We start from the raw sequence: 12650 nt of genomic DNA on the forward strand, positions 1-12650 counted from the left end.
TTTTGATATTTTTCGTGTTTTTTTCATGAAAGTTTGCTAAGTTATTGCACAATCATTTCAACAGCGTTAAAGTTTAGAAAGGGCAAATAAACAATTACGTGGAACAAAAATGGTAACTGTATTTTTGCTGGTGATATTAATAGAAGATACGTCAGGATTTTGACACTATAACTCCTTGCAAAATCCAATGACAACGTGGGGGCATGAACTTTATTCAGCAGGCATTTAAACGCATCCTGAATAAAAGCAAAATCTAGTATATATCTCACCGTTTAAATAGAGATTGTACTGAATAAAGTTAAAGGAGAATGGTATGCCAAAGGCTATAGGTATTGATGCAGGCGGCACATTGACAAAAGTTGCATATTTAGATAAGCACAATGAGCTTGTTTTAACAACTTTTCCGTCAAATGATTTGTTGGCTGTAAAGGATTGGATTATTAAACATCCAGATATTGAGGATATTGGTGTTACGGGAGGGCGTACGGAGCAATTACTGGAAGTCATAAAGGCAATGAAATCGATTCATTATATAGTAGAATTTGAAGCTACATTGAAAGGTGTTCGATTTTTGCTACATAAAGAAGGCTATTTTTTCGAGCGTAGTATGATCACGAATATTGGTACTGGGACTTCAATTCATTATATGGAAGGCAATACGCATATTCGTGTTGGTGGAACAGGTATTGGCGGCGGAACTTTAATTGGATTGTCAGCGCTTACAACGGGTATTACAGATTACAATGAAATAAGAGAAATGAGTTCACATGGTAATCGGGAGTCTATTGATTTACTAGTTAAAGACATCTATCAAGGGATGGATACACCAATTGATGGACATTTAACAGCTAGTAATTTTGGGAAGGTCGGTATTACTGAGTTTGTCAATCATCCAGCAGAAGATATTATTGCTACTGTACAAGGCCTTGTAGGAGAGGTGATTACAACACTTAGTATACAATATGCTGAAGAGAAAAATGCACAACATATTGTTTATATTGGCTCTACCTTAAGCAATAACGATCATCTGGCTCGCGTAATTGCCAATTATACACGTACAAAAAAACATATACCCGTTTTTATAAATGACCACGGTTTTTCTGGGGCAGTTGGAGCCTTACTAAATATATCTGAATATACAATTGTCTAAAGGGCAAAAAGAATGTACATTACTAAAGAAGATTGGTAATGTACATTTTTTTATACATAAATCCTCTACCATTGAAGTTTTCACCAAAGCATAAATCCTTTATTCCTGAGCACATTACAGGTAGGAGGTGAATATCTGTGGGCAATAGAAATAATAAAAACAGTAAAAAGACGATGAATGTTAGAACACATAATCCTTTCGGTACCTACAAAAGCAAAGACCTCGATAGAAGTAATAGTAATAACAATAATCCGAACGACAACCTGAATGAAGAATTTTCGGCTGAGTTTGATGCAAAGGCTAAAAATAAAGATAATAAAACAAACCACGATAAAAATCAGCAATCCAATAAAAAGAAATAACTAAACTTGGAGGGGTTAAAAATGGCAAAGAAAAATAAAACAAGCTTTAAAAAGAAAAAGAAAGAAGATGTCCATAAAAAAAATGATCGGGAAGAATATTCAGCAGAGTTTAATCAGGTAATTCATAATAACCCGCAGCAACCAAAACAATAATCAAAAAATGCTCCTAAAGTATGCTTTGCTTTTGGAGCACTTATTTTTTGCTTTGTACAACAGTTTATACATCAAAAGGGGATATTAAATTGAAAAAATTTGGTTTAACAGTGGGTACTATTCTTGTATTACTTACTTCACCATTACATATTCCAACGGCTGTTTTTGCCCAACAGGAGGCTCCGGCCTATGCCAAGTGGAGTATAGTGGCGATTAAAGAGGTAAGGATTAAATATCCGCAAGCTAAGATAGTTGATTATTCACATGAAGGAAGCGAAATAAAAGAGGACTCAACAATAGAAAAATTTAAGCTATGGCTCAAACAAAATGACAAGGAATTTGGGGTCAATGTAAAAATCCAATATGTCACAAAGACGAATAGGATAGAAAACATTGAATTACAGGAAACAACCTCATAATGCTTAAAGTTAAAGGGTGCCTGGCAAAAGGCATCCTTTTTATGTGCGCTAACATGCCTATGAACTATAGGGTGTAAGTTACGAACTCTGAAGACAGAAGTAGAGGTAGCCAAGAGCAAGGGTGTCCGTGGCTACGCGGAGTCTAAAGGAAGCTGGCGGCAAAAACTGTTGGAGGAACACGAATCGCATAGAAGACTAGGTATGATTGGATGTGTGTGCTTAAAATACCAAGTACGCTTTCTGTCTAAATGAGGAGGATAGTGGGAGAAATGATGAATCCAACAGGAATCACTAAAGAAGGCTGAGAATACAAATGGCAAGAAGAGACAGAAAAAGTAGTTCAACCAATGAGTTATTGTTAGAAAATAATGAATTGACAAATATATTACTTTGGTTTAAAGTTACCAATAAATTGATAGGAGGAGATTATATGTCGATTTTAAATCGTCTAATATCAGCAACAAAACATCATCATATTCATTAGTCTTGCTATCTTTATTAATTTTTTAATATTGAATAGGAAGACTATTTCTCATGAAATCGTATTATAACTAAGCCGAAGTTGGAGCTTATGTATGTACGGTTTTTTTATTTTCTTAAAAACAAAGGAGTGTAGATGATGAAGAAAATGGATTATAAAAATGTTAGAGGAACACAAGATTATTTACCAGAGCAAGAGTGTATACGTCGTAATATACGTCGCACGTTAGAAGACACATTTATTGCATACGGGTGTAAACCACTCGAAACACCAATTTTAAACTATACAAGTTTAATGGCCTCTAAATACGCAGGAGGTGCTGAAATCTTACAAGAGATGTATCTGTTATCAGATAGAGGAGAACGTGACCTGTCGCTACGTTATGATTTAACAATTCCTTTTGCAAAGGTAATTGCAATGAACCCTACATTATCAATGCCGTTTAAACGTTATGAAATTGGCAAAGTGTTTCGAGATGGTCCGATTAAAGCTGGAAGATTTCGTGAGTTTACACAATGCGATGTAGATATCGTAGGGGTTGATTCACAAGCAGCAGAAGCAGAATTGATGATGATGGCATTAGATGCATTTGAAAAGTTAGAGCAAGATGTTGTTATTCAATATAACAATCGTAAGTTATTAGTTGGCTTACTTGGAATTTTCGAAGTGGATGCTGATTTCCAAAGTCGAGTTATTCTGATACTTGATAAAATTGCAAAGGTGGGGAATAACGCTGTTTTAGCGGAATTAGAAGAAATAGGTCTGGAAAAATCAGCAATAAAAAGTATCGAACATTTTTTACAAGACAATAGAAAAAATACACTTGCTTATTTCGTACAATATGAGGAGCCTTTAATTCAAGAGGGATTAGCTGAAGTGTTAGAACTAGAACGTTACTTAGATATGCTTGGCATTACGGAAAGTTGTCAATTTAATCCATTACTTGCACGTGGGCTAGAAATTTATACAGGCACCATTTACGAAATTTTCGTACGTGATGGTCGAATAAAATCAAGTATTGGTAGTGGAGGGCGCTATGACAATGCAATTGGTGGTTTATTAGGGGGAACAGAAAGGTTTGCGACAGTAGGTATTTCATTTGGATTAGATGTTATATTTACAGCCATGATGTTAGGCAAACAAAAGAATCCGCAAGCCCCAATTGATATTTATATTATTCCCATAAATACAATAGCTGAGTCTCTTGTATTAGCGAAGGCTTTGCGTAAGGAGCATCGTGTAGAAGTCGAGCTTAGTGGGAAAAAAATAAGAAAAGCGATGGATAAAGCTAATCGTGAGAATATCCCATTTGTCATTGTTTTAGGAGAAGAAGAAGTTACGCAAGGTCAATATATTTTAAAGAATATGCACACAGGAGATTCTTCTATTAAAAAATTTGTTTTTTGATTCCTTATTTTAAATTACTTCAATAACGAACGTAAGTATCATTTAAGTAATTAATCCTTATTAGAAAATTCACTATATGGGTATTATAAATAGCTCTTCTTTTGATAAATCTTTGTTCAAAATGGGGGGAAGATGTCCTAAATATTAAGCACATTTTAATCCCCATATTTTAAATCAATAGAGCAATTCCTGTTGTATTGCTCTTTAGAAAAAACAAGTTATTTGATTCAAAAAACTATATATAATCCAGCAATAGTAAACCCCAAAATAGTGCAAAGGATAAAACTTTGTATATTACATGAATTAAAGGAGCTGGTTGTATGTCAGTTAATGACACACTAAAAGTATTGGAAGCAGCACGTAAACAATTGGAGAAGGAGGCTGCAACAAGACATATTATGTTAGGAAATTTGCCTCCAATGAAATTTAATTTGGGTGAAAAAGTTCGATTCACATTCAATGGCCATGATTTGGTTGGAATAGTTAAAATAGCGGACTTTGGCGGTTCGATTGAGCACGACTATCATTCGTATGATATTTTCGCTGAAGATGGTTGTTTTTATAAGTATATTCCTGAAGCAGCTTGTAGAATTGCTGAATAGGCTGAACATCAGCACACCATTGAAGTATTTCGCAACAGGTTTGGCAAACAAGGGGGAATAGACCGCAGCGAGCGATCTTATGTAACTAAAAGGAATGTAGGATATTATGTACATTTAATACAGAGAAACAATGATGTATGTAGCAACGAGATTGTGGCCTATAAGCTATATGATCATCAACAAACGCCACCTGTTATGGGATATATTAAAGGTGGCATAAAAGCGAGAAAAATCATTAGTATTTATCGTTGTAAATGGAAACCTTTAGTATACAGAAACAAGGAGGAGGTAACAAAATATGAAGTATTACGATGATAGATTTTTAATTTACGATTCAGAAACAAAATTTAAGGCTAGTGAATTAACACTAGAATCTCTAGAGTTAATAGGCGGTACTGAGGAGGTAAGGTTAAGATATCATGAGGCAACAGGTTTAGTTTTACCTTATGTATTAACTAAATCTAGAACAGACACGAAGAATAGCCACAACCTTCTTAGGTGGTTTGAAAATATGATTAACAACTCAGATAAAAAGGATCTTGCGAGTAAAGGTTTAGCTGAGCGTTTAACTAAATTAAATATTTCATTTACTCAGGAAGACATTGATATCCTTGTTAATGTGCCTTTAGAATTAGTCGGGCAAAGAACTTCACCAGTGTCTGAAGGGTTGTTAGCTTACGTATATGGAGATTGGCAGGCAGCGGTCACTTTAAGACGACGTATAATGGTGGATGATGTTTCTTACAAACATCCGAATAAAACTTTGAATCAGAATACGAATACTGATGAATTAGGTGTTAGGTTGCCAGATGCAGAAATAATTGTTTCCCATATTATAGGAGAACCTTATGCTGATACTCCGTTCCAAGGTACATACAGTCCATACCCAAATCGCTTATATCGCATGAAACAAATTGTAGCTATCTTAACTTCAAGCACGTCAGCTATTCGTTTGGATCATATTAATCGAACAATTTCCATGTTGACGGATACATACAACATAAAGATACCACCTATTGAACTCCGTCAACTACGTAGTGCTTTTAAAATATTACATTTAGACCATGTTATCGGTAATCCAGATAATGATACTGTTGAGATTTATGTTAATGAGCGTGCTTATTATGAAAACCTTGTTGACTTTATTAAATATCATATAACTAAGTTTAATAAAGAAATTATGGTTAATTCGTCAGCAGCAGAGATCGCTGTTAAGTCTGAGCAGGATTATAATACTGGTGTGCTACCTCTTCGATTGAGCGAATATCTTGAACAGTTGTTATATGATGTACTATATAGTAACTTCTATCACACAGGAAACTTTAACTACATTGTTAAATATCCTGAAGTTAGCCCCTATAAAGATAGTATGGGATTAATTATAGATAAAGATGATATTCATCAATCCGATTTGCATATCATAGCTTCAAATTATTTAGGGCTAAGTGCGAAAACATTTAGTGCTAGCGTATGGGCAGAAGGTATTATTAAACTGATGCGTTGGGGTGATCGTAAAGTTAAAAACCTAAATGTTGGTTTAAATAATACACAATACTTAGATTTACAAACTATGAATCTAATTACACAACAGCTAAAAACTGTAGAAGACCAAGAGGAGAGAAAAGAATTTATATATCCAATTTATGAAGGCCCAGAATTAACATTTAATAAAATCACACGACGTCCAAATGATGATACGATTATTGGAGGTTACGCTGATTCGGTATGTACGGTGGTGTGAGAGGTCGGGAGTTAATCACTCCCTCCTACTCGATTGCCCTTATTGTTCTAATTTTTGAATAAACTCACGCATTAATCCAGGTAGATCTGGCCATGCATGACCACTAACTAAATTGCCATCAGTATGAAGATTCGCATCAATGTAAGTGCCCCCTGCTACTTGAACTTCTGGCTTGCAGGCAATGTAAGCTGTGAGCTCACGACCTTTTAGCACCTCTGGAATAGTTGCAAATATTTGCGCTGCGTGACAGACAGCAGCAATTGGTTTATTCTCTTCAAAGAAATGGCTCACTAGTGCTGGAACGTACTCATTTAAACGAATGTATTCTGGTGCTCGACCACCAGGAATAATGAGTCCGTCAAATTGTGCTGGGTCAATATCAGCGAACGATGAATGTGCCTCTAAGCCATATGCTGTACGCTCGATATATGTATCGACCCCATCCACAAAATCGTGCAATACAGTTTGTAATTTTTTTGCTGATGGTGCTGCAATCGTTACATTATAGCCAGCCTCTAAGCAGCGGTAATAAGGATAAAAAATTTCCAACGCTTCTACAGCGTCCCCGGCGATTATTAATACTTTTTTCCCCATGATTCCATCTCCTTTATTGTGATTTACTAGCTAAATTCGACACTTTCAAAAAATTCCCTGCTGATATGTTAGAAATACTGAAAGAAGTAGACGTACATAATGGCAAATCGCTAATGAAGTTCAAACAACCTACTTTACAATGAAAAAAATGAAGCGTATAGTATTTATTTAGCTAGGTAAATAAATTGGAATTGAAGCATGATTATCAGTCTTCATCAATCGGACATTCACCTAACTTCATTGCGAGGAAACTTGTATAAATACAAATTTATTGCCCGATAATGCGGGATAACCTAGGAGGTAAAAATTGATTCCGTTATTCCATGCCTTATTCCAAAAAAGTCGCTATTTAACGAATTCTTTAAATGAAGTTCTAAAACAGCATAATTTGTATAGCTCACAATGGACCATTTTATACTGCTTACATACGCACGGTCCAATGACATTAACTCAAATTTGGAAGTATTTAAATGTTGAAGCACCAAGTGTTACTAGAGCAATTACTAGACTCGAAACGTTAGGGTGGGTACAAAGAATAGATGGTGCAGATAAACGAGAAAAGATTGTTACTCTATCACCCGAAGCCGAAAAACGATTACCTGCTATTACAAAAACAATTTTAGTATTTGAGGAAGAAATGGTAGGGTCACTTACTGTTGAAGAACAACAGCAATTTATAAGTCTACTGGAAAAAATGAAAGGTTGATTGATATGCAGCATGAGGAAAATTCAAAAATATGGACGAAGCGGTTTGTTAGTCTGTTTTTAACAAATATTTCAGTGTTTTTTGTTTTTTATGGGCTCGTAACGACCTTACCGCTTTATGCGATTGGTGAGCTTCACCAAACTGATAAGGAGGCAGGTTTATTACTATCAGGCTTTTTATTATCAGCTATTATTGTACGTCCCTTTTCAGGTAAATTATTAGATGTTTTTGGAAAAAAGATGCTTTTAGTTATATCAATTGCCGGCTATTTTTTATGTACAGTTTTATATATATTTATTCATCCATTCGGACTTTTACTTGGACTACGCTTTATTCAAGGAATCTTCTTTAGTATTATCACAACTGCAGCAGGTTCTTTAGCTGCGGATATTGTACCAACGAAGCGTAAAGGCGCAGGTCTTGGCTATTTCACTATGTCCACTAATTTGGCTGTCGTGATTGGACCATTCGTCGGCTTACTACTTATTCAATATAGTAGCTTCAATGTATTATTTATTGTGATGAGTATTTGTATAGTAGCTGGTGGCATTTTAGCTGCTACTGTGAATACAGATGATTTACCTAAACCTGTACATCAGGGGAAATTAACCTTTAAATTGAATGATTTATTTGAACGCAAAGCACTTCCTATAGCGGCTATAGCTAGCTTAGTTGCTTTTTCCTATGCGAGTGTTTTATCCTTTTTATCCGTGTACGCTCAGCAAAAAGGACTTATGGCCATCGCCAGTTTATTTTATGCAGTTTTTGCAGCAGCCATGCTAATTACAAGACCTTATACTGGTAAGCTTTATGATACAAGAGGACCGCAGTTTGTCATTATTCCTGGTATTATATCTTTTGCTATAGGGCTAGTTATGCTTGCCTTTGTGGCAGGACCAGTATTATTTTTAAGCTCAGCTATTTTTATTGGATTTGGCTATGGGGCAGTAACAACAAGCTTGCAAGCATTGGCCGTGCAATCAACGGCACTTCAACGTAGTGGTTATGCAACCGCAACATACTTTACAATGTTTGACCTTGGAATTGCTATAGGTTCTTATATTTTAGGTATAATAGCGGTACAAGCGGGCTATGGTGCTGTTTATCTAACCGGTGCAGGTTTACTAGTCGTTGTTTTTATTATCTATTTAGTGCGTTTAGCTAAAATAAAAACAAAACATGTAGCAGGGGATATACGATTTTAAAGAAAATTGAAAGCTGAACCACTAGCAATAGTAGTTCAGCTCATAGTGTTGAAAAACTAAATGGTCAAGGGACTCTTTATGAATATTTAGCCAAAATGAAGGTGATTTCCGTTCCAGGCTACTCGCTTTGTTGCTGACGCTTCGCTTTCGCACAGAGCAAAGCTTCCTGTGGGCGAGCGACGAGCCGCTTCCTGCGCTGGAGGAACGAAGGCTAAGTGCGTCACGTCCTGTGACAACGCCTTCGTGACCAACCTCGTGTTGGCCTCAGTTTCTCATCTGTCTCGCTATCCCACGGGAGTCGAGTAGCCTTGCACTCCAATCAACAATAGTGTAGAACTTTAAATATTCTCTTCCCTCAAAAGTAAAATAAAAACATGTTACTCACCATCATTAAATAGATAGAATAGTGGTACAATTCTATAGCTTTTAACCTACTTTCTATGATAAAACTACTTTTTCATTTTTGTCGCTCTGCATACACATAGAAAAATGTTATCAAAGCTCCATTTTTGCACAATATAGTGATGGCTAAGACTTCAAATTTATCACTATTAATTTGTGTGAAATGGCAGAAGAAAATACTATGAGCAGTGGTTGATTGGAGTGTAGACTGAGTGACCATATGCGTCAAGTTAAGGATAATAAGATTACATGACTTCGTTTGGTGGTAAAGAAAAGTACAACCACTAACATGAGGAGGAATGTAGGATGAAACCGACACATGCACCCTATTCTTTAAAGCAGCTGTTCTCGGTATTGTCGCCCAAAAGAACTTCATCAGATTGCTAAAACAACTAACTTTATACAAAGAACAAGAAAATTAACTCTTTCTGCCTTCATGAAGCTTCTCTTTGAACAAACAAAAGGCTTATCACAACCTTCTCTCACGACCCTTTGCACGCATTTGACTAAGCAACAGGTCTACATGACGAAAGAAGGGCTAAATCAACGATTCAATGAAAAGACTGTGTACTTTCTTCGAACCATTTTTCAATGCTTGTTTGCTCAACAATCGACGCTGTCATTGGCCAAGATGCCAATTAAGACCCACTATCCTTTGACACGGATACGCATTCTTGATGGCACGTCGATTAAATTACCAGCTACTTGTATCTCTACCTATCCTAGTACAGTTGGAGCAGGCATAAAATTTCAAATGGAGTTTGATTACCTCACAGGAAGTTTCACATATATCGAACTACAAGCTGGTAAGGCAGGCGATTGCCCCTCTGGTATGAAGCGTTTAGAGACCGTTGAGAAAGGCGATTTACTGTTACAAGATCTTGGTTACTTTCAATATAAACTGTTTCAAAAAATCGATGAAAAAGAAGCATTTTATATTTCGCGTGCACGTGTGGATACTACTTATTTTGTAGATCATCCCCATCCTCCTCGACATCCCGATGGACGTATTCGAAAGATGTATGCTTATGAACGGCTAGATTTAGAAAATGAGTGGCCAACATTGAAACGGGGGAAATGCGCGAATTTCCACGTGTATATTTGGGGAAAGAGGAAAAATTACCAACGCGCTTGATTCTCTATCGCTTCACTAAAAAAGAACAACAACGACAAGAATATCGAATTAAACGACGTGCTCAAACTAAGCCTGGTCAAATTAAGCAAAAATCCAAAGCATTATCAGGCATTTCTACCTTAATTACGAATCTACCTCAAGAAATTACGGCTAAAGAAGTTGTACAACTGTATCGGTATCGTTGGCAAATTGAATTATTATTCAAAACATGGAAAAGTGATTTCAAGGCGTCCTACTTTCGAAAAATGAAACAGGCAAGATGGGAATGCCACCTCTATGCAGAACTAATTATTCTCTTAATTAGTACTTTATTTTCCTATCAATTTCGTTTTTACTTTTGGCAGGAGAAACAAATTATTCTGAGTGAACGACTAACCATGCGAGCAATCCAACCAAAAATAGGGATACTTTGGCGTGCTCGTGATCAACCGAGCTGGCAAAGTACCCTACAAGAAATTGAACGCATCCTGTTTGCGATTGGACGAAAGCGCACCACCCACAAACCCTAAGCGGTTGGAAAGATGAGATTTCAACAAATACGCATTTTTCCGAAAGGGGAAATGTGTATTTCGTGATGCTCTTTCGTTCAGGATACTTTTTATTTTCCCTGTTTCTCAAAAATGAAACCCTTTTAAGAAAAGAGGTACCACTAATGGCGGTTGATAGATGGAGAGTAGAAAAGTAATCTTGCTTAACTTGACGCATATGGACTGAGTGACTCCTTGGGGATCACAGCGTCACAGATGAGACCCTGGAGCGCGAGTGAAGCGGCTCATCGGACGCCCCCAGGAAAGCACTCAGTCGGAACGGAGATCAACCCCTCGTTTTGAAAAAGGACTATACTTTTAATTTGTCACCTTGATTTCATTGTCAGAATAGTATTTCAACAACATGAGCTGAGCCACTAGCAATGGTAGTTCAGCTTTTTTGTGAAAAAAGCGACAAAAAATAATTCTAGATAGTAGTTTGATCTTTAAATTTGAAAATTTCATCAACTGCACGATGATAGCCACCTGAATTTTGAAATGTTTTACTGCTATTTGCAGCAGCCTCTTGGAAGGAGGACTCCTTTATAACATGCTCTGCTGCTTTGAATAGCTGTTGTGCAGTTAATGTTTGCATCTGTAGTGGAATACCAGCACCTATTTTGGCAACCTGCTCTGCAATAATGGGCTGGTCTGCGCCTTGAGGAATTACAATTAGTGGAACACCATAGTAGAGACTTTCATTCGTGCTGTTCATTCCACCATGCGTAATAAATAGTTTAGCGTTTTTTAATACTTCAGTTTGTGGAACATAATCCTGGACAATAAAGTTTAGAGGAATCTCTCCTAATTCATCTAGTTGGGTTCTTTGTCCAATAGACATAACGATAGTGTATGGAGTGTTTGCGAAAGCTTTCAAACAAAGCTTGTAAAATTCTAGGGCTTGATTAATGACGGTACCCCTTGAAATGTAAATAAGGTTTTTGTTCCTGATAGCAGTAAAATCAAAATTCCTTTGTGCATTTCGAGGATAAATGGATGGGCCTACAAATTTATAGGTTTGGTCAAAATTATCTCCAAAGGGCTGAAATTCTCTAGTTGTATAAACGATTGTAAGTGGGGCAGGGTTACAAAATACTTCATAGGGAGAATAAATATCAATATTATAAGAAGCTTTGATTTTAGCTATCAGCGCTTGATAATTTTCATTTATTTTTTCTAGTATTGCATTTGGAATATGCTGTGACAATTGCTCTATTGTGTGATCAAATGATAATTTAGTTTCAGCAAAAGTTGTGCATGAATTGATTGCTGGAAGCTGAAGAATTTGTGCAAGGAGACGTCCGCATCCAATCATGAATGATATAATCAAATTTCTCACCTTTAATCTGTTCAAGTACGGCAGGGATAACAATATCTGCTGTCAGTAAAAGTCCATTGACTCTTTCAAGCAAATAGGTTCTTCCTCCTGAGATAAATGCTTTTATAAATTTTTGACCATCAAATGTGCGAACAGTGGCACCTGTTTTCTCCACATGCTCTCTAAAATCTCCTATTGTAAAGTACACAACCTCTTCTCCGCGTGATATAAGCTCTTGTACGACGCCAATAGTTGGATTGATATGGCCCTCAGATCCGCCATTTATAAATAAAACTCGCGACAATTCTATCACTCCTTAGGTTAAAAATTTCTAGATACACAAGGGAAACTTGCCCATATTATTGTTTACTATGGTAAAGCACCGCATATTCTTTTAGCAAGTGCAAGCAGGTTTTTGAAATGGATTTCATTTCAAAAAAAACCGAAC

The 12650-nt window shown here is 36.4% G+C and carries 11 protein-coding genes and 2 pseudogenes; 11 read left to right on the forward strand and 2 right to left on the reverse strand.

The annotated features are described in order from the left end of the window. Positions 1–313 precede the first annotated feature (313 nt). The 7 genes from coaW (at position 314) to QNH24_RS09460 (ending at position 6315) form a co-directional block, all read left to right on the forward strand. Positions 314–1150 (forward strand): type II pantothenate kinase, encoded by an 837-nt coding sequence (gene coaW, locus QNH24_RS09430; protein ID WP_054770428.1) that lies wholly within the window; start codon positions 314–316, stop codon positions 1148–1150. A gap of 137 nt (positions 1151–1287) precedes the next feature. Beyond that, the gene (locus tag QNH24_RS09435) at positions 1288–1512 is read left to right on the forward strand and encodes a hypothetical protein (protein WP_283871774.1); all 225 of its coding nucleotides are present in this window, start codon (positions 1288–1290) and stop codon (positions 1510–1512) included. A 21-nt stretch (positions 1513–1533) separates the two neighbouring features. Next, entirely contained in the window at positions 1534–1665 is a 132-nt protein-coding gene (locus tag QNH24_RS09440; protein ID WP_283871775.1) for a hypothetical protein, read from the forward strand. Between the two features lie 89 nt (positions 1666–1754). After that, positions 1755–2084 carry a DUF3889 domain-containing protein gene (locus tag QNH24_RS09445; RefSeq protein WP_283871776.1) on the forward strand — a complete coding sequence of 110 codons (330 nt, stop codon included), beginning with the start codon at positions 1755–1757 and terminating at the stop codon, positions 2082–2084. A 628-nt stretch (positions 2085–2712) separates the two neighbouring features. After that, on the forward strand, positions 2713–3972 hold the full coding sequence (locus tag QNH24_RS09450; RefSeq protein ID WP_347342972.1) for a histidine--tRNA ligase: 1260 nt from the start codon (positions 2713–2715) through the stop codon (positions 3970–3972). A gap of 398 nt (positions 3973–4370) precedes the next feature. After that, complete coding sequence (locus QNH24_RS09455) at positions 4371–4574, forward strand: hypothetical protein (RefSeq protein WP_283872787.1); 204 nt, start codon at positions 4371–4373, stop codon at positions 4572–4574. Between the two features lie 298 nt (positions 4575–4872). Continuing rightward, entirely contained in the window at positions 4873–6315 is a 1443-nt protein-coding gene (locus tag QNH24_RS09460) for a hypothetical protein (RefSeq protein WP_283871778.1), read from the forward strand. Positions 6316–6354: 39 nt separating this feature from the next. Here QNH24_RS09460 and QNH24_RS09465 read toward each other — a convergent pair whose 3' ends face one another. Continuing rightward, a complete protein-coding gene (locus QNH24_RS09465; protein WP_283871779.1) occupies positions 6355–6909 on the reverse strand; it encodes a DJ-1/PfpI family protein in 555 nt (184 codons plus the stop codon). Positions 6910–7216: 307 nt separating this feature from the next. On the opposite strand from QNH24_RS09465, the gene QNH24_RS09470 reads away from it, so the two are divergent. From QNH24_RS09470 to QNH24_RS09485, 4 genes and pseudogenes are all read left to right on the forward strand, one after another. Next, positions 7217–7615 carry a MarR family winged helix-turn-helix transcriptional regulator gene (locus QNH24_RS09470; protein WP_283871780.1) on the forward strand — a complete coding sequence of 133 codons (399 nt, stop codon included), beginning with the start codon at positions 7217–7219 and terminating at the stop codon, positions 7613–7615. Positions 7616–7620: 5 nt separating this feature from the next. Next, positions 7621–8820, forward strand: a complete 1200-nt coding sequence (locus QNH24_RS09475; RefSeq protein ID WP_283871781.1) for an MFS transporter — start codon at positions 7621–7623, stop codon at positions 8818–8820. 763 nt (positions 8821–9583) lie between these two features. Next, a pseudogene (locus QNH24_RS09480) lies at positions 9584–10357 on the forward strand (IS4 family transposase); the annotation flags it as partial. Then, complete coding sequence (locus QNH24_RS09485; protein WP_283871782.1) at positions 10300–10866, forward strand: transposase; 567 nt, start codon at positions 10300–10302, stop codon at positions 10864–10866. The pseudogene QNH24_RS09480 and the gene QNH24_RS09485, both read left to right, overlap by 58 nt. Positions 10867–11311: 445 nt before the next feature. Here the strand turns inward: QNH24_RS09485 and QNH24_RS09490 are convergent. Then, positions 11312–12506, reverse strand: a pseudogene (locus QNH24_RS09490) (macrolide family glycosyltransferase). Between the last annotated feature and the right edge of the window lie 144 nt (positions 12507–12650).

This window comes from Lysinibacillus pakistanensis (assembly GCF_030123245.1).
GTDB classification, from domain to species: domain Bacteria; phylum Bacillota; class Bacilli; order Bacillales_A; family Planococcaceae; genus Lysinibacillus; species Lysinibacillus pakistanensis.